Below are 19404 nucleotides of genomic sequence, written 5' to 3'. Positions count from 1 at the left end.
TATACCAACGTCGAAACCGTCGCCTATCGTATAATCTCGATCTGCTCCTGAGCGGTAATCTTTTCACAGTACTTGCACCGCAGGGCCAACTCTCCGTTTCGGGTAAAGACGTCGAATCGCGTCCGGACGTGGGGTTCCTGATTGGTCACACACATCGGATTGCCGCACTTGACAAAGCCTTCGACATGGGTCGGCACCTCGACCACGCGTTTTTCCGACACCTCGTAATCCCGAATGATATTGATCCGCGCCGACGGAGCCACCAGCGAGATATACCCGATCTCCTCGTCCGCACAATCCTTGTCCGCAATCTTGATAATCGCTTTCGTCCCGATCCGCTTGCTCTGCAAATTGGTCCCGAAGGTCACCTGATGCGTCGTCCGATCCAGCCCCAACAGTTTGATTACCTTAAATAAGCTGGTCGGCGGAATGTGGTCGATCACCGTCCCGTTTTCGATCGCGCTGACCTCCAAAACGCCCTTTTTATGATTTTTTCGTTCTTCCGACATGATTACGAATTACTTTAAATGAACCCCCCCAATTATTTGACCCCGAAAAGGTAAGCCATAATAGCCATTCGAGTATAAACCCCGTTTTCCGTCTGCTGGAACCAGTAGGCTTTCGGATTGTTGTCCACGTCCGGCGCGATCTCATTGACCCGCGGCAGCGGATGCAGAATCCGCATGTTCGGCTTCGTATCGGCCAGCATGTCGTTGTGCAAGATATAAGCATTCTTCACCCGCTCGTACTCCATTACATCCGAGAACCGCTCGCGCTGCACCCGCGTCATGTAGATGATATCGGCCATTCCCATCCGCTCCATCATATCCGCCGTCTCGTAGTACGAAATCCCCCGCTCGTAAAGCTGCATCTTGTATTCCGTCGGCATCTGCAACTCCGGCGGCGAGACGAACGTAAACTCGGCCTTGAAGTGCGACAGCGCCTCCAGCAGCGAATGCACCGTCCGCCCGTACTTCAAGTCTCCCACCATCATGATATTGATATTGTCCAGCCGCCCCTGCGTCTTGAGGATCGAATAGAGGTCGAGCAGCGTCTGACTCGGATGCTGATTGGCCCCGTCGCCCGCATTGACCACCGGCACCCGCGACACTTCGCTGGCATAGCGCGCCGCCCCTTCGACCGGATGCCGCATCACGATCATGTCGCAATAGTTCGAAATCACCTTGATGGTATCGTGCAGCGTCTCGCCCTTGGTCACGCTGGTGTTGTTCATGTCCGAAAAGCCGATCACCCGCGCCCCCAGCCGGTTGATCGCGCTCTCGAAACTGAGCCTCGTCCGGGTCGAAGGTTCGAAAAAGAGCGAAGCCACCACCTTGCCGTACAGCAGCCGCTGATCCGGGTTAGCTTCAAAATCGGCCGCCAGCTCCATAATGCGGAGAATATCCTCCTTGGTGAAATCGTGGATCGAAACCAGACTCTGTTTTTCCTTCATAATTTTTGCGCGCTATGATGATAATGAGACATTTACCCCTTCAATTCCCGCCATCCGATCCACCAGCGATCCGGCATCCCGCAACCGAATGGAGAGCCGCATCCGACAAGCGAGGTCGAAATCCTGCCCCAGCACCTCCGGCGCCATCTCCTTGACCACCCGCATCACCTCGTTCATCGCCAGATAAGGAAACTCCACGACGACCTCCCGATTTTCCGTCCGCTCCACCACCTCGGCTGCCGCCAACGCATCGGCCGTCGCCCCCTTGTAAGCCGCAATCAGCCCCGGAACGCCCAGTTTGATTCCGCCGAAATACCGCACCACCACGACCAGCACATTCGTCACCCCCCGCGAAAGCAGCTGCCCCAGTATCGGCCGCCCCGCACTCCCGGCCGGTTCGCCGTCGTCGTTAGCCCGAAACCGCACACCGCCCTCCGAAGCCTCGATCCCCAACTGCCACGCATAACAATGGTGTCGGGCATCGTAATACTCCGTCTTCAGCGCATCGACCAGCGGTTTGATATCGGACTCGGAGAAAACCGGATAGGCAAAGGCCAGAAAACGGCTGCCTTTGTCCTTGTAGAGCCCCTCGGTAGGGGCCGCGATGGTCAGATAAGTATCGCTGTTCACGATCCGGTCGGATTATCCGAACAAAAATAGCCATTCGCCGTCGGATAACCAAGCCGTCGCAGCAGAATAATCGCCCCCGCCGGTCGAGTTTGGTTTTTCCGGAAATAATCCCTACCTTTGCTGTGTTATCAGACACGAATGGATTCCCGGCACCTATTTAGGGTTTCGGGGGTTTATTTTTTTGTCGCATATAAAAAGTAGCATTATGGCAAAAGTGAATTACATAACGGAAGCGGGATTGCGGAAACTGCGCGCCGAGCTGGACGTGCTGAAAGCCGAACGGCCGGTGATTTCGGCCCAGATTGCCGAGGCGAGGGACAAGGGCGACCTGTCGGAAAATGCAGAGTACGACGCGGCCAAGGAGGCGCAGGGGATGCTCGAAATGCGGATCGCCAAGTTGGAGGCGACGATCGCAGGGGCGCGTATTATCGACGAATCGAAACTCAACACCAACACGATTCAGATGCTCAACCGGGTGACGATCAAGAACATCAACCTCGGGAAGACGGTGGAATACACGCTCGTTTCGGAAAACGAGGCGAATTTGAAAGAGGGGAAACTCTCCATCGGCACGCCGATCGCACAGGCTTTGCTGGGCAAGAAACGCGGGGATGTGATCGAGGTGCAGGTGCCGTCGGGCATTCTGAAATTAGAGGTGTTGGATATCTCGATTTAACCTTATACCCTGAATTGGCAATATACAAAAAGCGACCTGAAAAACAGGTCGCTTTTTTCGTTTACTACTCCCCTTCCCCTCCCAAATGCAAAGCCAGCCAGACACAGTCGAACGACGTTCTGAGCACCCGGTGCCTGCGATGTGCTTCGATCAGCAGATAATCCCCCGTCTCCAGCTCCGTCACCGAGCCGTCGCCCCACTCCAGCGCAGCCTCGCCCCGAACCACCATCACCCACTCGTCCCACCCCTGATCATACCACTCACCGTGCTCCTCACCGAACGACATGATCCGTTCGAGCCTCACCCGCTGTCCGGCCGTCGCAGCCACGGAAAGAAGCGTATCGAACACCTCTCTCCCCTGCTCCTGTGCCGATCCCGGAGGCACGATGCCCCGCTTATCGAAGATATTTCCCATCTCCTCCAAGTCTACAACCGTTCCCGGAGAATCTCGGCCACCCGTTCCGGCGTGACCTTGCCGGTCTCCCCTAAGTTCCAGCCCCGCTTCCGGAAACGTTCCACGATGAAATCGATCGTCTCCTGTCCGATTCCGTGCTCCGACAGCCGGGTCTTCATCCCCAGCGCCCGGAAAAACTCATCGGTCTTCACGATCGCCGCCTCCGCCTTCTCCTCCGGCGTCCCCGTCGCGCCCCACACCCGCTCGGCATACTGCACCAGTTTGTCGAACTTCTCGCGCCGCATCACCCGCATCATCCCCGGATAGACGATCGCCAGCGTCACCCCGTGATCCAAGCCGTGGAGAGCCGTCAGCTCGTGTCCGATCATATGCGTGGCCCAATCCTGCGGCACGCCCATGGCGATAAACCCGTTGAGCGCCATGGTCGCCGTCAGCATAAAATTGGCCACCTCATCGTATCGATCATGCCGTTCTACCAGCTTCGGCCCGAGTTCGACCAAGGTCTGCAACAGCCCCTCGGCCCAACGGTCCATCACCATCGCCTGCGTATCGAACGTCAGATACTGCTCCAGCGTATGGGCGAACGAGTCGACGATCCCATTGACGATCTGCCGCTGCGGCAACGAGTAGCAGACCTCCGGATCGAGCACCGAGAAGAGCGGGTAGCACTTCGGGTTATGAAAAGCCAGCTTCTCGTTCAGCTCCTTGCGGGACACGACGGCGCCATTGTTCATCTCCGACCCGGTGGCCGGCAGGGTCAGCACCGTCGCCAGCGGCACCGCATCGACCGCTTTCGACGGGTCGAGCAGAAAATCCCACGGATCACCCTCGTACTTCAATGCGGTGGCAATGAATTTCGTCCCGTCGATCACCGACCCGCCGCCGACCGCCAGCAGAAAATCCACCCCCTCGGCACGCGCCAGTTCGACAGCCTTTACCAATGTCTCGTACTGCGGATTGGGTTCGATTCCACCGAACTCAACCACTCCGCGTCCCTTGAGAGCCGCCGTCACCTGATCGTACACGCCGTTTCGACGGATACTCCCGCCGCCGTAAGTCATCATGATTTTCGCTCCGGTCGGAATCTCCCGAGCGATGCGAGCGATCGTCCCTTTCCCGAAAATCAGCTTCGTCGGGTTGCAAAACGTAAAATTATTCATCTTCTCAAGCAGTTTATTATTTTCACATCGGCTAATTTAAGATATTTGTACCGAAATACCACGGCTCGCCATGCAAAAACCGACTCTCTCATCCGCGACGACCATCGCCGCTCCGGCCTCCGGTTCGGGCGGAGCGATCGCTCTGATCCGCCTTAGCGGCCCCGAAGCGCTTTCGATCGCCGAAAGCATCTTCTCCAAACCGCTAGCCTCGGCAAAGGGCTACACGGCTCATTTAGGCACCATCGCAGACGGCAAACGGCTATTGGACGAGGCGATCGTCACCGTTTTTCGGGCTCCGCACTCCTACACGGGCGAAGAGATGGTCGAAATCTCGTGCCACGGTTCCACGTACATCGTACAAGAGATTTTAGGACTTCTCGTCCGACGGGGCGCCACGCCGGCCGCAGCGGGAGAGTTCACGCGACGGGCGTTTTTGAACGGCAAACTCGACCTCTCGCAAGCCGAAGCGGTGGCCGACCTGATCGCTTCGGAAAGCGGCGCGGCGCATCGGATCGCCCTGAACCAGATGCGGGGCGGATATGCGGTCGAGTTGGCCGGGCTGCGGGACAAGCTGCTGCATATTACATCGTTACTGGAATTGGAATTGGATTTTTCGGAGGAGGATGTGGAGTTTGCCGACCGGAAAGAGTTGCAACAGCTGCTCGCCGACATTCAGGGACGGTGCCGTACACTGGCGGATTCGTTCCGCACGGGCAACATCCTGAAAAACGGTGTTCCGGTAGCCATCGTAGGAGCTCCCAACGCCGGCAAATCGACTCTTCTGAACCGGTTGATCGGCGAAGAGCGGGCGATCGTTTCGGAGGTGGCTGGCACGACGCGGGATTTCATTGAGGAGTCGATCGTGCTGGAGGGGATTCGGTTCCGATTCATCGACACGGCGGGACTGCGCCACACGGACGACCGGATCGAAGCGCTGGGCATCGAACGGACCAAAGAGCGCATGGCTCGGGCTCAGGTGGTGCTGTTGCTGATTGCCGAACCGTTTTCAGCCGCCGAAGTCCGGAGACAGATAGCAGAACTGGGGCTGTCGCCGGAGCAGCAGCTGATCGTTTTGCTGAACAAAAACGACATTTGGGATACCGCGGACTTGGCGCACGATCTAACAGGCTCGGCCCGGGTGCTCAGTCTGTCGGCCCGGACGGGAGTGGGTATCGAAGAGCTGAAACAAGTGCTTGCGGAAAAATTCGCTCATCGCGGCGAAGCCGACACGCTCATCGTGACAAACGTCCGTCATTATGACGCGCTACTTCGGGCAGACGATGCTCTGGCACGTGCCGTAACGGCTTTGAAAAACGGACTGCCGGCAGATTTGGTTAGCGAGGAGATCCGCCAGGTACTTCACCACTTGGGCGAAATCACCGGCGAAATCACGACGGATGATATTCTCGGCAATATCTTCAGTAAGTTCTGCATCGGCAAGTGATGGCTTAGAAACTGCCATAACCAATTATAACCATTTAGAATAAAGTCGCTGTATTTCAGCGACTTTTCTATTTTAACACTTTCTAATCCTTATTTGGTAGTAACGGTTTTTATCCATATTTTTCTATCATATTTCTACCGCGACAGAAATTCACGGTTAGCCCGAATGTCACAGTGACGCATTAGTTGACGTGTGTTGACAATGGTTTACATGTGTTGACAAAAATCGGGAGAAATAAGGCGAAATTATCCCCAATGTAAAGGAGGAAAATATGGAAGTAAGAAAGATATGTCAATGGTGTGGAAAACCATTCATAGCTCAAAAAACAACGACCTGTTATTGTAGCCACCAGTGTTCCAATCTTGGCTACAAGGAGCGCATCCGGGAACGTAAGCGACAGTTGAAACGGTCGCAAGAATTATTGCAGCCTCGACAAGCCGCCGAGGGGCAGGATTTCTTCTCTTTTGCCCAAGCAGCAAAACTGATGGGCGTAACTCGGCAATACATATATAAATTGGTAAAGGAATCGAAACTTCGGGCTTCACGCATCAGCGGCAAGAAGTCACTCATCCGCCGTGCGGACATCGAACTGATGATGAAAACCAAACCTTATGAGCGCATCATGCCTAAAGAGGACTTTGACATCACCGAGTATTACACTGCCGAAGAGATTGCCGAAAAATATAAGGTCAACGCCAAATGGGTGTGGACTTATACACGGCAGCACAAAGTCCCGAAAGTGCGCATCCGCCAGTTCAACTATTACAGCAAGAAACATATCGATGCTGCTTTTGCCAAATACGAGGTGGATTCCGACCTGACCGAATGGTACACGCCCGAAGAAATTCAGGAAAAGTACGGCATGACACGTGTCGCCATCCGTTCGCAGGTGTATCGGAACAACATTCCATCCAAGAAGGAGCATGGGCAGATATTCTACTCAAAGCTCCACTTCGACCTCTCGAAGAGTTCCGAGCAGGAGAGCAAGGCGGAATACTACACTGTCAAGGAGGCGATGGAGAAATTCAAACTCTCTCGTGATTCGGTGTACGGTATTCTTCAATTCCATCAGATCAATCGTGAGAAGAACGGACGGTTCGTCAGGTTCCTGAAAGTGGAGTTTGACAAGGTAATGGGTGTCCGTAAGTAACCAATTATAGGCTTCCGTAAATTATTCCAAAATTAATCTCTACTGAAGGCTTTCTGCATGGTTACATTACAGAGTTTTGCCAGCGAATTAACAATAACCATAAAAATATATCAGTATGCATGAGTGTAAAACCGTAACATTAAGGACACGTCCTTTAAAGAACAGGATGCTGTCTTTCTACTTGGATTATTATCCGGGGTATCGAGACAAAGAGACAATGAAAGTTATCCGCCATGAGTCGCTTGGTATTTACGTATATGCCAATCCGAGAAACAAGCGTGAACAGAACTTCAACGAGGTAATGACCGAGAAAGCCGAAGCCATACGTTGCCGTAGGTTTGAATCTGTGGTGAATGAACGGTATGATTTCTTCGACAGGTACAAACTCAAAGCCGATTTCTTGGAGTATTATCGCAAACAGCTCCGTAAACATGACCAGAAATGGGAGTTCGTCTATCTCCATTTCAGAAACTTCGTACATGGCAAATGCACCTTTGAGGAGATTGATATCGACCTATGCAACAAGTTTCGGGAATATCTGCTCACGGCCAAGAAACTGAGACGTAACGGCCCTATCACACGGAACTCCGCATCAGGATATTGGTCTACTTTCAGGGGATTCCTGAAAATTCTCTACCGTAATGGAATGATAAAGACCAATGTCAATGATTTTTTGGATAAGATTGAAACGGAAGATGTGGTCAAAGAGTATCTGTCAGTAGAAGAACTGTATAAACTGGCTGAAACACCGTGCAAGAAGCCCATTCTGAAAATAGCATCGCTGTTTTCATGTATGACCAGTTTACGTATCAGTGATATTCTTGCCTTATGTTGGGAAGATATTGTAGACTATTCAGCCGGAGGGAAATGCGTACACATCATTACACAAAAGAACAAAGCGGAAGACATCATTCCCATCAGCGAAGAAGCATTAGGATTGATAGATTACAGTTCCGAGAAGAAAGGTTTGGTATTCAAAGGGCTTATGCGCAGTTGGACACAAGCCCCCATGAAAGAGTGGATTCGTTCTGCCGGAATTACCAAGAACATAACTTTCCACTCGTATCGGAGAACATTCGCCACGCTGCAAGCTGCGGCAGGAACGGACATCCGCACCATACAGAGCATCATGGCGCACAAGAGTATCACCACCACGCAAAGGTATATCAAGGTGGTCGATGCCAACAAACGTGAAGCCAGCAAGAAAATTACCCTGACAAGGAAAGATTGATAACGATTTTAGCCTCCATTTGTACGAGTATAGTATGACTTTTAGCCCGAAATCATACTATACCCGTTATTTTTTACCAATATTGGGCGGTTTGTCATCACCAATTATAAGCATTTGGAATACGGCACATAACTTTGCGGTATAATCATTCCAAACATTTACAGTATATGACAAATAGGACTCAAATTCGTACTCAAAGAATAAGCTTTGTTCTTGCGCTGTCGGTAATCATCTATACAGCGACAGACACTTATCTTTTTACCTGTCACGGGATCAATATCATGAAGGTAACAACTCCGCTAATACTCGGACTTGTAGTAACAATTCTATTATGCGGCCTGTTACAACGATCTTTCTATAAATGGCTGACGAAGAATCCTATCGATTTTTCTTTTGGTTGGCAATCTCCGCTTGTTTTTGACTCTGATTTCGAGATAAAAGACAATTGTGCAAATGAAGCTCAAACCATTGAGCAGCCAAATGATTCAGTTATAGATAATTATGATACACTGCTGGAGAACATTAAAAAGAAAGAAGCAGAAAGACAAGTAGAAGTCATGAATGCTATTCGTGAATATGTAACTATTAAAACCGCTCCCTATCTGTCTAAAGAAGCTATTTCAATCCTCATTTCCAATATAGAATATATGGTTTGTGGTAGATATGACTTATACAAGCCCATTCGCTCAAATATAGATAATCCCTTGAAATCTCCAGGACTACGCCATTTAGCATGGAACATCGGTGAACGTTTGGGAATATCTCTACTTCAAAGAGCAGCTTTTATAAAAGCTTCATTTCCTCATGAACTCACAAATGCAACCATTGAATATCTAAAACTTAATTTGCGCGATAATGTTTCAAGCCAAATACCTATTGACGTACCCGATAAAGGCGACTATCGCTTCCATTTAGAAACAGATAATAGTAACTCAAAATAAAAAACGTATGCAGATGAAATAATTAATCCGGTCTGTATTGTTCTGTAAGGTTTCATTGAGTTGGTTCGCAGCATGTTAAACGATTAAAACACTTTTAATATGAAACAAGAAGACCTGACATTCAATGACCTGCCGGCAGTGGTAGGCGAACTGTGCAACCGGATTGCAAGCATGGAAAATCTGCTGACGGAACAACTTTCCAAGCAGCATGAAGCAAAAGAGAATACGCACGTCCCCATGACCGTACAGGAGGCTTGCGCCTATCTCAAAATGCCGTTATCGACCTTCTATTACAAGGTCAAAAAGGACGATATTCCGGTTATCAAACAAGGAAAGCATCTCTATATCTATCGTGATGAGCTGGACAGATGGCTGGAATCCTCCCGAAGAAATCCAGCACCGCAAAGTTTTGAGGAAGAAAACGAGTCCATGCTTGCATCCCATCGTCGTAAACCGAACTCTAAAAACTGGTAACGATGGAGAAGGCGGATAATACGACTCCTTCACGTGAGGAGTTGGCAGTTTACGTGGAGGAGTCAATAGTGAGCGTGACAAGTGCATACGAACAGTCGCCTGTGGTACTGATGGTGGACGATGCAGTTATAGGCACATTAGGCAATTTCAGTGCTTCCATAGGTAAGGCTAAAAGTAAGAAAACGTTCAATGTCTCAGCTATTGTCGCATCGGCATTGAGGGGCAGCACCATTCTTCATTATCGGTCTACATTCCCCAAAGATAAACGGAAGGTGTTATACGTTGACACGGAACAAGGGCGGTATCATTGTCAGAACGTATTAAAGCGCATTTTACGTTTGGCGGACTTACCGGAAAATAAAGAGCCAGACAATCTGGTTATGCTGGCTTTGCGCAAATACTCTCCCGATATGCGATTAGCTATAGTTGAACAGGCTATCGGCACAATTCCTAATTTAGGACTGGTGGTCATAGATGGCATCCGTGATTTCCTGTATGATATCAATTCTCCCAGTGAATCTACCGATATAATCTCCAAATTAATGCAGTGGACGGATGACAGACAGATACACATCCATACTGTCCTGCATCAGAACAAGAATGATGAACATGCCCGTGGTCACATCGGCACGGAACTCAATAATAAGGCGGAAACCATCATGCAAGTCGAAGTGGATAAAGAGGACAAGACCATAAGCGTAGTCGAAGCCATGCATATCCGCGACCGTGAGTTTGAACCGTTCGCTTTCCGCATAAACGAAGAGGGTTTGCCTGAACTGGTAGAACCTTATCTGCCCAGAGAAAAGAAGATAGGACGCCCGACCAAAGAACCGTTTGATCCGTACAAAGAAATTCCGGAGAATGTACATCGCGCAGCATTGGATGCCACTTTTGCGAATGGCACTATCAATAATTATGGTGATTATTTGGAACGGTTGAAAGAGGAGTACGGATTGCAGGGTGTAAAACTTGGTCATAACAAGGCGGTCAAGGTAGCCACCTTCCTCGGCAACAAGCGGATGGTGATAAAAGAGGGGAAAGAATATAAAATCAATCCTGAATGCCATTACTGAGTTCAACTTTACTTTATTGTCGGGGCGTATATATAGGAATAAAGCAAAATAGGCAAGATAACATAATGTGAGATAGTCATACTCTCCCCTCTTTTAGAGATATATCTTACTATCCGAATGCCGATTCATATCCACATTCGACATGGCTTGCAGGGAAGTATCAACAGGTAACTGTTGCAAGATATGCCAAGGTATAACCTCACTGCGTTCCGGTTGTACATTGGCGCTCTTGCCTGCTCAGTTCTTTCGCCGATGCGGTACTCGCAAGCTCGCACCTATTTGCCATTATAGAACAATTTATATGAAAGAAAATACTGAGAATTCATTTGGTTCCTCTAACGAAACAAGATGCGTCTTCATCGGAGCGAAAGTCACTCCCCGTCAGAAAGAGCATATAAAATCATTGGCAGCACAATGCGGTATGACCGTAAGCGATTACATATTGTCGTGTGCTTATAACTTCAAGCCCAGAGCAAGGCTTACGAAAGAAGAAACGGCACTATTACAGAATTTGGACAATTGTCGATCAGACCTCGTAAAATATACCTCTGCGCTTCATGGAATGTCCACAAAGCAACGCATGATAATGTTTAATCAGATTCCGTTTATGGTCGGATGGCTCAAGGAACTTGGCAATGTAGCCGAAAGCGTTTGCCTGTTTCTGAATGCCGTAAAAGAGCATAACAAAATTCCGTCTAACGCTAAATCCGAAGAAGAATGATTGCAAAAGCAAAAGCCATATCGCACGGAATAAACGACCTCCGTTACATTACCGGCGAATCACAACACAAGAAACATCCGGAGAAAATCTATCGGGTATTGGACAATCTGTTGCCCTCTGAACCGGACGCTATGGGGATATGGAACTCCATGCAGTTGACCTTATCCCAACATCGGCCGATCAAGAACTCTGTTATCAGAATCGAACTGAGTCCTTCGCCTGAACATACCCGGTTCTTCGACATTGAGGACTGGCAAAAGCTTTGGCAGGATTTCGCTGAGGAATTCGACAAACAAGTGATTACCAGCAAGGACGGAAAAGTCCGTTCCTGTCCGACCAATTTGGCGGGTAGCAAATACTCGGTTTGGCTGCATACGGAATCCAAAGGCGAAGTTCCCCACCTCCATGCTGCGGTCTGCCGTTTGGATGAAAATGGCAATATCAACAATGACCATAACATTCATCTTCGTGCGCAACGTGCAGCCGAACGAGTGGCAAAGAAACGCGGCTGGACGACTGCGGCACAAATCCGAATTTCCAATGTCCACCAAGTAAATCGTGATTGCATGGATATACTGAAATCAATGCAATCATGGTCATGGGAAAAGTACAAAAATGCTCTTATACGAAAAGGCTATACAGTACATGAAAGAGAAGATAAGAAAGGGATTCTTCATGGTTATGCGCTTGTGAATGGGAACACCAAATACAAGGCTTCCGAATTGGGAATCGGCAGGAACCTAATGATCTCGAAACTTCCTGCGACATGGAAGAAGCTACACTACCAGCCTGTTACTGCCAAGAGCAATACTCCCCAAGTCGTACAGCAATCGAACAGACATAAGGTGGCTCCTATTGACTATACCCAATATCGCACAGACCGTTTGGATATGATTCCCTATGCCCTGACTCATGAAGGCAAGGAGCACAAGTTCTATATTCCGGAAAAAGTGCTTAACTACTTCAATGACGAGTTTGATTACAGGTTCGTTTCCAACTGTCAGGAGCTTACCGATATGGCTGTGGCTATTTTTGTCGGACTGCTTGAAACGCCCAACGTTGCAACCGGAGGCGGTGGCGGAGGTTCGCAAAACGACCTTCCGTGGAGAGACAAGGAAGAAGACGATTTGCAATGGGCTCGCAGATGCGCTCGTGCCGCCAGCCGTTCGTTAGGGAAGAAACCTAAAACAGGATTAAAACGATAAGCCTATGAAGTCAAGCATGAAAAAGAAATTCGATTTTTCCGCAGAAATGAATGATACGGAATCCATAAAGATCACTCCCAAGAATGAATATCTGGAAGAAGAGAAGCGACTACTTGATGTGAACGCCAAAGAACTCGCCAACCTGAATGACAATGTGCATGAGATGAGTATAAATCTGGTAAATTTACTTAAATTTCTACAGGAGTATAAGTTAACTATTGCCCAAAGTATGCAGGAACAAGCCGAAAAATTCGGGCAATCTGTACTTGATAAGTACCTTTGCCAAATTCAAGACAAATGGGATGAAACTGAACGGAAAATCCACCAGGCAGACAGCTATGTTCTCATACCGCATTTGGTATTCTATATTCTGATTATCATTCTGGTTGCCCTCTCTTCTTTTTTCGCCAGCATCATAGTGGCTAATACAGATGTTTTACACTCCACATTGATTTGGAAAGCTGCTGTTTGCTGTATTCTTATGGCTGTTTTAGGGATTGGTATAACTGTAGTTATACAGAAGTTTTTGAATAAGAAGTAAATAAACGAGAAGTCTCAACTAGATAGAATTGCTATCGGTTGAGACTTTATTCTAATATGCCTATGTTATTTAAACTTTATTACAGGAACTACTTTTTCACCAAGTTTGGTCTCATAACGAAATGTTCCTATTTGCATAGCCTTTTTATCTTTCGGTACTTCAATTACCTGATCATCATAAAACAGATTTTGACCATCTGTCACAATATAGACGACCGGCCCAGTAAATAATGAAGTTGAATACCCTTTCTCCTCGCAATTGGCCAAAGCACCATCCCCAAGAACCTGAAAAACTTCAAATTTTGTTGCGGTAGTAAATACCGTCTGTTGCTCGGCAATTGTAATATCCGATTCGTTAGTATTTGAATTGGTAATACCTATAACAAAAAGTACTGCAATTGTTAATACACACCCAGTAACAACTCCCAAGAAGAATATCAAACCCTTTCTCATAAGTAATATTTTTAATAACATTCAAATATACAACATAATTCTGAATTACAGAACAATTGAGAGCGAAGAAATTACAGCATTAATTCCCTCGCTCTATACATGACTTTATTTCCCTAGCGACTTGAATACTTTGGCTATGCAACGTTTTTTCTGCTCCATATTGGGGTGTACATATAAGTCCAGCGTAGTTGAAATGTTAGAATGTCCCAGTAATACACTAACGGTCTTATAGTCACAACCGACTTCTATACAGCGAGTCGCGAAGCTATGACGGAGTCCATGATACTTCAGCTTAGGAATATCAAGTTTCTCCATAAGCCTCTTATAGTAGTTACGGTACGTGCGTGGTTCTGTCGGACGTTCATCATTGGTAAGTATATAATAATCATCATTAACTACTTTTTTCAAAGGCTTTAACATAGCAAGCAATTCTTTGTTTATCGGGATTTCACGGCAAGAGTTTTTTGTTTTTGGTGTATTAATAACTAACTCTGTATGTTTTCTCGCCCCTTCTATGATGTAGATACGCTCTATTGTCCGATTAACGGTTATAACACCATCAGCGACATTGATGTCGCTCCATTTCAAAGCGCAAATTTCACCGATACGCAGACCGGTACTAAGGCTTATGTAAATACCAAGCCCCGGAAAAGAGAAGTGGCTCTGAATATAATTCAAAATCTTTTTGTGATTTGCCACGGACAAGACCTCCAACTTTTTACCAGCAACGTCTGTTGGGTACTTAATATCCCATTCGTAATAACTCATCCATTCGTTTTTCACTCCGAATTTCATAACCATCTTCAGAACAATCAAAATGTCCTTAACAGATTTTACGCTCAATCCGCCTTCCAACTTTTCAAGTACAAATCCTTGTACATCATGTTCATGAAGTTCGTTACTCTCACCAAACTTTGGCAAAATATGATTTTCGAGAATCAACATATAAGCTGCCATTGTTGACTGTTTTACATACGGTCGCTTGTCTTCTCGCCATGCGTCCGAAATTTCTCTAATTGTCTTCTGAATCATAATCTCGAATTTAATTGGTTCTAATAATTAGAGAAATATAATAGGTAATGTTCCCCATTTGAGATTTCCGGAGTTTAGTGGGGAGTGGAAACGAGTCGAGCTTAAAGATGTCGCTGAGTTCCAAAAATCAAGGATTCCCGCAGATAGTTTAGACGCATCCTGTTATATCTCTACCGAGAATCTTATCCCAAATTTTGGAGGAATTAAGGAGGCTTCCTCAATTCCCACCGATGGAAATGTAATGGCAATTAAACCTAATGATATTCTTATATCTAACATCCGCCCATATCTGAAAAAGGTATGGCAGTCTGACCGATTTGGTGGTTGTAGTGCCGATGTGTTTGTTCTTAGGACTACTGGATGTCAAAGCGACTTCTTGTATAATATCATTGCCTCAGACAAATTCATAAACTACGCAATGTCAGGGGCAAAAGGCGTAAAAATGCCAAGAGGTGATAAACGACAAATGGAAGAATTTGAGTTCTCAATACCAGCTATAGAGGAACAGAATAGAATATCCCGTTTACTTAGCCTCCTCGATGAGCGCATCGCTACCCAAAACAAAATCATTGAGGATTTGAAATTACTAAAGTCTGCAATTATTGAAAAACATTATAGTCAAGCCGAAAAACAGATAGTCTGTGTCGCAGATTTGGGCGAACCTTTTAATGTTGGCAATTTGGCAAAGGATGATTTGGCTGAAACAGGAATACCTTGTGTTATATATGGAGAACTTTTTACCACTTATGGAGAAACAATTTCTCAAATAGAAAGCCATACTAACAGAACAGAGGGCATGATTTTGAGTAAGAAAGGAGATTTGTTGTTTCCTTCGTCAACAACTGTTGACGCAATGTCCTTAATTGCCCCATCTGTCATTAACGTAGATGGGGTTATATTGGGTGGTGATATGTTTGGAATTCACATCAGTACTAACTTTAATGCCCAATATCTAAGTTACTACTTCAATCATATCGTCAAAAGGCAATTGGCAAAATTTGCAAAGGGCAGCACCATAATTCATTTGCATTATACTGACATTGAAAAAGCCAGACTATTGTTACCTTCTTTGGAAGAACAAAATAAGATGGCCAACTGCTTGATTTCATTAGATGAAAAGATAAGAGTTGAGAAATCCTATCTTCAATTGCTCGATAAACAAAAAGCGTATTTACTTCGTCAGATGTTTATATGAACATTTGACGAAGTAGGTATTGCCGTTGTGTAGTGTAACAATTCAACATGCGCTGTTCTCGTGCTATCTTTGATAGCAATGCGCTCATAATCTGAGCTATTTGTTTCTGTTCATCCATAGATGGAATACAATGAATGGTATTAAAGTAATCTATAACAGAGATATTAAGCAAACCATGATTTCTTGCACCCTCACCTGCTATATCTGCAACAGCTTTATGCCATTTCTTTGACTCAAAATAATAGACGAGAAAATCAGAATCCACTTTAGCAGAATCTGGACAGAAACAAATATATAAAGGAGATAATACACCTTGTTCATAATTGTCCAAGCGTTTTACCGTACCCCAAACATAATCGCCCGAATAACTTTTATTATAAGCAAAATCTCCATTTTGTAGAAGGTAATATCCTGACAAATCTTCACTAGCAACATTCTTATTGAAAAATTCTTCTTGACTAACAAGCCCATATTGAGCTGCTATCGTCAAAACTCGCTTACATTGTTCTTCGGTATTTTTTCTGCGAATTCTATGGCAAATATCAGAAAGCCGTACAAAGTTCCAATAATTGGAAAAACCATGCAATCTTACTTTCGGTTGTTTATCTTTTGGACTGCAAAAAAGTTTTTCACAAATTGCAGACTTTAGTAATTTCAAATCCTCAATGATTTTGTTTTGGGTAGCAATGCGCTCATCAATAAGGCGTAGTAAAGTTGCAATTTTAGTCTGTTCTGGTTTTGATGGCAATCCAATATAGCACTCTGAAAAATTCTTGGTGCTAATTGAGTAAATCTTTGTTCCTTGCGCTATTCGCCTTATTTGATTATGAAATACAGCAGATAAAAAAGCATATCCTTTGAATCCGACAACAGTTTTGTGCTTATTGTCTCGTCCATGAATTGTATGCAATCCACAGACTACGTTTTTCCCTGCAAGTTTAAAGAACTCAACAGTCTTGGCTACTTCATTTGTATCTTCCGAGGCATCCGCAAAAGCCACATCACCTTCTTTGCACATTTCAAAGTTCTTGGGCATATTGCCCTCTTTTATATTAGGCAATTTGTCTTTTGCCAAATCTATCATAGTCGGAAGTCCTACGTGGATAAGTCCATAATGTAAATTCATCATGGCATTAGTGTCATATTCAAGCTGCTCCCAACTAAGTGAATTGCTGGAATAGAAATCCAACAAGTCTGAAACCTTACACTTTTCCCACTCCCCACTGAACTCCGGAAATCTCAAATGGGGAACATTAAGGACTTTATTTTCGTTATTATCTGCCATAATCATTATTCTTTATCGGGATTGATATCAAACGGCAACAATTTGTCGCCATCATTAAACCGGTCGAAATCAGAGACAAACGAACGGTCTTGAATCACTTTATATTTTTCATACTCACCATACGCCTTCTCTCGTGCAGCTTCTTGTGAGACTTTACCGGCTGTGTCTTGTGCTTGATAGTCCATCGTAGCAAGAAACTGTTCAAGACGCTGCTTCCAGTCTGCCATCGTTGTAATGATATGGCGTTGAGCACGCTGTTCTGCAAATTCAAGAAATGCGTTAGTTACGCCGTTAAGTTCAGAAACCTCCTTGTCAGACAAGTAGTTCTTTGCCACAATAGTATCAGACTTCTGTACTCTGCCATCGGGAGCTTTCTTCCAAGTTGTCAATCCCATGTGTGGCATTTCAGAATCAGCACGTTCATATACTATTTCGGCAGCGGTACGATGAGTTACAGCCAAGTGCATCATGTTTTGCACCATCTTGAAAAACAATTTGGTACAATCCGACTTCGGGTCGTAATCGGCACTGCATTCTGCATAGATGTCTGTTATCTTTTGGTAGTATCTGCGCTCTGATGTGCGTATCTCACGAATACGCTCCAGCAAATCGTCAAAATAATCTTTGCCAAAGTGTTTACCCTGTTTCAAGCGTTCATCATCAAGCGCATATCCTTTAATGATAAACTCCTTCAATACAGACGTAGCCCAAATACGAAATTGGGTGGCCTGATAGCTATTTACACGATAACCTACCGCAATAATGGCATCCAAATTATAGAACAGCGGTGTACGCTCCACATCCCTTTTTCCCTCTGATTGAACTATCCCAATTTTTCGGATAGTTGCCTCTTTTGTAAGCTCGCCTGTTTCGTAAATCTGACCAAGATGATAGTTAACAGTCCGTACATCCACCCCGAACAAATCGGCCATGCGCTTTTGTGACATCCAGAAGGTTTCACTATTTAATATCACTTCTATTCGCGCTTCACCTTGTGCTGTTTTATACAGCAAAATATTAGAACTCAACGAATTTTGCATCAATTCGTTTGTCGATATTGTTTGAGTAAAGTAATCGCGAGCTTGTTGTACCAACACTTTTTTGGCATCGGCATTTTCGGCAACAATCATACACGCCATACGCGAAAGACGGAAGATATTGACCTTTCGGAATGAGCCGCTTCCAATTCTTACCATATCAACCGCTTGGTTGAAATGGTCGTCCACCTTCATTCCTTTTTCACTTGCCACCTTGATAGCCTTGTCTATGACTCTTTGGAATTTCCAATAAGCCGAATAGCCCATAGCAGCGCACAGGTCGCGTGAACTCCAATATTCGTTTCCGCCCTCATCCTGACGGCGTAAATTGTCGAATGACGGACGCATTTCGGGTATGTTGTCTATCTCTGCCATTGTGTAATTATTCAACCAGTCCCAATTCTTTCAAATATACCTCTATCTCCTTGTCCAGTTCGGCTCGCTTGGCTTCCAACTCCTTTATTTCAGCCATGACAGCTTTGATGTCGATAGGTTCTTCTTCCTCAAAAGTATCGACATAGCGAGGAATATTCAGATTATAGTCATTTGCGGCAACCTCCTGCAACGTAGCAAGATGACTATACTTTTCAACCTCCTTGCGGTCACGGTAAGTTTCTACAATCCTCTGGATATGCTGAGGACGGAGTTTGTTCTGGGTCTTAACTTTTTCAAACTCTTTGCTGGCATCAATGAACAGGATATTATCGTCTTCCTTACGGCATTTCTTCAATACGAGAATACAGGTCGGAATGCTTGTACCATAGAATATATTGGCAGGTAAACCAATAATAGCATCAATATAGTTTTTCTTCTCTATCAGGAAACGACGTATAACGCCCTCCGCATTCCCTCGAAACAGAACTCCGTGCGGAGCAACGCAAGCCATCGTACCACCTTCATTGAGATGATGAACCATGTGCAGGATAAAAGCATAGTCGGCTGTTTTCTTAGGGGCAAGCCGTCCTGCTTTACTGAAACGGTCGTCGTTGTTAAATTTGTCGGCGGCACTCCATTCGGCAGAGAAAGGAGGATTTGCAACCACCGCATCAAACTGCATATCATCGAATGCGTCCCATTCAAGTGTATCGCCATTCTCTATTTTGAAGCTGCTGAAGCGGATGCCATGCAGCAACATATTCATTCGGGCAAGGTTGTAGGTTGTCGGATTCTTCTCCTGTCCGTAGATATATGCTGCCTTGCCAATACTTGCAGCACGGAGCAACAGTGAACCACTACCGCAGGTAGGGTCGTAAACATTACGCAAACGGTTATGTCCAAGAGTAACAATC

The 19404-nt window shown here is 46.0% G+C and carries 21 protein-coding genes; 11 read left to right on the top strand and 10 right to left on the bottom strand.

Annotated elements, in window-relative coordinates:
* Positions 1–23 precede the first annotated feature (23 nt).
* The 3 genes from pyrI to QZ302_RS00095 are packed head-to-tail and all read right to left on the bottom strand — an operon-like array spanning position 24 to position 2083.
* Positions 24–509, bottom strand: coding sequence for an aspartate carbamoyltransferase regulatory subunit (gene pyrI / locus QZ302_RS00105; protein ID WP_294591155.1), 486 nt, complete (start codon positions 507–509; stop codon positions 24–26).
* A gap of 32 nt (positions 510–541) precedes the next feature.
* The gene (gene pyrB, locus QZ302_RS00100; RefSeq protein ID WP_294591153.1) at positions 542–1453 is read right to left on the bottom strand and encodes an aspartate carbamoyltransferase; all 912 of its coding nucleotides are present in this window, start codon (positions 1451–1453) and stop codon (positions 542–544) included.
* A 12-nt stretch (positions 1454–1465) separates the two neighbouring features.
* On the bottom strand, positions 1466–2083 hold the full coding sequence (locus QZ302_RS00095; protein ID WP_294591151.1) for a YigZ family protein: 618 nt from the start codon (positions 2081–2083) through the stop codon (positions 1466–1468).
* A gap of 205 nt (positions 2084–2288) precedes the next feature.
* Between QZ302_RS00095 and greA the strand changes: the two genes are divergently transcribed.
* Positions 2289–2759 carry a transcription elongation factor GreA gene (greA, locus tag QZ302_RS00090; protein ID WP_294591150.1) on the top strand — a complete coding sequence of 157 codons (471 nt, stop codon included), beginning with the start codon at positions 2289–2291 and terminating at the stop codon, positions 2757–2759.
* A gap of 64 nt (positions 2760–2823) precedes the next feature.
* Here greA and QZ302_RS00085 read toward each other — a convergent pair whose 3' ends face one another.
* Positions 2824–3174 carry a cupin domain-containing protein gene (locus QZ302_RS00085; RefSeq protein WP_294591148.1) on the bottom strand — a complete coding sequence of 117 codons (351 nt, stop codon included), beginning with the start codon at positions 3172–3174 and terminating at the stop codon, positions 2824–2826.
* 11 nt (positions 3175–3185) lie between these two features.
* Positions 3186–4334: an iron-containing alcohol dehydrogenase gene (locus tag QZ302_RS00080; protein ID WP_294591146.1), complete on the bottom strand. Its 1149-nt coding sequence runs from the start codon at positions 4332–4334 to the stop codon at positions 3186–3188.
* 70 nt (positions 4335–4404) lie between these two features.
* Between QZ302_RS00080 and mnmE the strand changes: the two genes are divergently transcribed.
* The 9 genes from mnmE (at position 4405) to QZ302_RS00035 (ending at position 13114) form a co-directional block, all read left to right on the top strand.
* Positions 4405–5778 carry a tRNA uridine-5-carboxymethylaminomethyl(34) synthesis GTPase MnmE gene (gene mnmE / locus QZ302_RS00075; RefSeq protein WP_294591145.1) on the top strand — a complete coding sequence of 458 codons (1374 nt, stop codon included), beginning with the start codon at positions 4405–4407 and terminating at the stop codon, positions 5776–5778.
* Between the two features lie 271 nt (positions 5779–6049).
* Positions 6050–6928, top strand: a complete 879-nt coding sequence (locus QZ302_RS00070; protein ID WP_234201957.1) for a helix-turn-helix domain-containing protein — start codon at positions 6050–6052, stop codon at positions 6926–6928.
* A gap of 115 nt (positions 6929–7043) precedes the next feature.
* Positions 7044–8159, top strand: a complete 1116-nt coding sequence (locus tag QZ302_RS00065; protein ID WP_289754083.1) for a site-specific integrase — start codon at positions 7044–7046, stop codon at positions 8157–8159.
* 167 nt (positions 8160–8326) lie between these two features.
* Positions 8327–9100: a hypothetical protein gene (locus tag QZ302_RS00060; protein ID WP_290016417.1), complete on the top strand. Its 774-nt coding sequence runs from the start codon at positions 8327–8329 to the stop codon at positions 9098–9100.
* 99 nt (positions 9101–9199) lie between these two features.
* A complete protein-coding gene (locus QZ302_RS00055; RefSeq protein WP_294591141.1) occupies positions 9200–9574 on the top strand; it encodes a helix-turn-helix domain-containing protein in 375 nt (124 codons plus the stop codon).
* Between the two features lie 2 nt (positions 9575–9576).
* Entirely contained in the window at positions 9577–10647 is a 1071-nt protein-coding gene (locus QZ302_RS00050) for an AAA family ATPase (protein ID WP_281513460.1), read from the top strand.
* A 301-nt stretch (positions 10648–10948) separates the two neighbouring features.
* Entirely contained in the window at positions 10949–11368 is a 420-nt protein-coding gene (locus QZ302_RS00045; RefSeq protein WP_294591136.1) for a metalloproteinase, read from the top strand.
* Positions 11365–12573, top strand: a complete 1209-nt coding sequence (locus QZ302_RS00040; RefSeq protein ID WP_294591134.1) for a relaxase — start codon at positions 11365–11367, stop codon at positions 12571–12573. Before QZ302_RS00045 ends, QZ302_RS00040 begins: the two co-directional genes overlap by 4 nt.
* Positions 12574–12589: 16 nt before the next feature.
* Complete coding sequence (locus QZ302_RS00035) at positions 12590–13114, top strand: hypothetical protein (protein WP_294591131.1); 525 nt, start codon at positions 12590–12592, stop codon at positions 13112–13114.
* Positions 13115–13179: 65 nt separating this feature from the next.
* Here QZ302_RS00035 and QZ302_RS00030 read toward each other — a convergent pair whose 3' ends face one another.
* Both QZ302_RS00030 and QZ302_RS00025 read right to left on the bottom strand, forming a co-directional pair.
* Positions 13180–13566, bottom strand: a complete 387-nt coding sequence (locus QZ302_RS00030) for a hypothetical protein (protein ID WP_294591127.1) — start codon at positions 13564–13566, stop codon at positions 13180–13182.
* A 105-nt stretch (positions 13567–13671) separates the two neighbouring features.
* Positions 13672–14598 carry a site-specific integrase gene (locus QZ302_RS00025; RefSeq protein WP_294591124.1) on the bottom strand — a complete coding sequence of 309 codons (927 nt, stop codon included), beginning with the start codon at positions 14596–14598 and terminating at the stop codon, positions 13672–13674.
* 58 nt (positions 14599–14656) lie between these two features.
* On the opposite strand from QZ302_RS00025, the gene QZ302_RS00020 reads away from it, so the two are divergent.
* Complete coding sequence (locus QZ302_RS00020) at positions 14657–15793, top strand: restriction endonuclease subunit S (RefSeq protein ID WP_294591120.1); 1137 nt, start codon at positions 14657–14659, stop codon at positions 15791–15793.
* Here QZ302_RS00020 and QZ302_RS00015 read toward each other — a convergent pair.
* The 3 genes from QZ302_RS00015 to QZ302_RS00005 form a co-directional block, all read right to left on the bottom strand.
* The gene (locus tag QZ302_RS00015; RefSeq protein WP_294591117.1) at positions 15786–17078 is read right to left on the bottom strand and encodes a restriction endonuclease subunit S; all 1293 of its coding nucleotides are present in this window, start codon (positions 17076–17078) and stop codon (positions 15786–15788) included. The two genes, QZ302_RS00020 and QZ302_RS00015, sit on opposite strands and share 8 nt — an antisense overlap.
* 5 nt (positions 17079–17083) lie before the next feature.
* On the bottom strand, positions 17084–18490 hold the full coding sequence (gene rhuM / locus QZ302_RS00010; protein WP_294591114.1) for a RhuM family protein: 1407 nt from the start codon (positions 18488–18490) through the stop codon (positions 17084–17086).
* 7 nt (positions 18491–18497) lie between these two features.
* A partial coding sequence (locus QZ302_RS00005; protein WP_294591111.1) for a type I restriction-modification system subunit M occupies positions 18498–19404 on the bottom strand: 907 nt, incomplete at its 5' end.

Source organism: uncultured Rikenella sp. (assembly GCF_910579375.1).
Classification (GTDB): domain Bacteria; phylum Bacteroidota; class Bacteroidia; order Bacteroidales; family Rikenellaceae; genus Rikenella.
The sequence above is the reverse complement of the archived record's forward strand: the minus strand, read 5'-3'. Positions and strand labels throughout refer to the sequence as shown.

Bases quoted from the DNA above. Each gene is read 5' to 3' on its own strand.
- pyrI (WP_294591155.1), bottom strand. From the start codon at position 509: ATGTCGGAAGAACGAAAAAATCATAAAAAGGGCGTTTTGGAGGTCAGC.
- pyrB (WP_294591153.1), bottom strand. From the start codon at position 1,453: ATGAAGGAAAAACAGAGTCTGGTTTCGATCCACGATTTCACCAAGGAG.
- greA (WP_294591150.1), top strand. From the start codon at position 2,289: ATGGCAAAAGTGAATTACATAACGGAAGCGGGATTGCGGAAACTGCGC.
- QZ302_RS00085 (WP_294591148.1), bottom strand. From the start codon at position 3,174: ATGGGAAATATCTTCGATAAGCGGGGCATCGTGCCTCCGGGATCGGCA.
- QZ302_RS00080 (WP_294591146.1), bottom strand. From the start codon at position 4,334: ATGAATAATTTTACGTTTTGCAACCCGACGAAGCTGATTTTCGGGAAA.
- mnmE (WP_294591145.1), top strand. From the start codon at position 4,405: ATGCAAAAACCGACTCTCTCATCCGCGACGACCATCGCCGCTCCGGCC.
- QZ302_RS00070 (WP_234201957.1), top strand. From the start codon at position 6,050: ATGGAAGTAAGAAAGATATGTCAATGGTGTGGAAAACCATTCATAGCT.
- QZ302_RS00065 (WP_289754083.1), top strand. From the start codon at position 7,044: ATGCATGAGTGTAAAACCGTAACATTAAGGACACGTCCTTTAAAGAAC.
- QZ302_RS00060 (WP_290016417.1), top strand. From the start codon at position 8,327: ATGACAAATAGGACTCAAATTCGTACTCAAAGAATAAGCTTTGTTCTT.
- QZ302_RS00055 (WP_294591141.1), top strand. From the start codon at position 9,200: ATGAAACAAGAAGACCTGACATTCAATGACCTGCCGGCAGTGGTAGGC.
- QZ302_RS00050 (WP_281513460.1), top strand. From the start codon at position 9,577: ATGGAGAAGGCGGATAATACGACTCCTTCACGTGAGGAGTTGGCAGTT.
- QZ302_RS00045 (WP_294591136.1), top strand. From the start codon at position 10,949: ATGAAAGAAAATACTGAGAATTCATTTGGTTCCTCTAACGAAACAAGA.
- QZ302_RS00040 (WP_294591134.1), top strand. From the start codon at position 11,365: ATGATTGCAAAAGCAAAAGCCATATCGCACGGAATAAACGACCTCCGT.
- QZ302_RS00035 (WP_294591131.1), top strand. From the start codon at position 12,590: ATGAAAAAGAAATTCGATTTTTCCGCAGAAATGAATGATACGGAATCC.
- QZ302_RS00030 (WP_294591127.1), bottom strand. From the start codon at position 13,566: ATGAGAAAGGGTTTGATATTCTTCTTGGGAGTTGTTACTGGGTGTGTA.
- QZ302_RS00025 (WP_294591124.1), bottom strand. From the start codon at position 14,598: ATGATTCAGAAGACAATTAGAGAAATTTCGGACGCATGGCGAGAAGAC.
- QZ302_RS00015 (WP_294591117.1), bottom strand. From the start codon at position 17,078: ATGGCAGATAATAACGAAAATAAAGTCCTTAATGTTCCCCATTTGAGA.
- rhuM (WP_294591114.1), bottom strand. From the start codon at position 18,490: ATGGCAGAGATAGACAACATACCCGAAATGCGTCCGTCATTCGACAAT.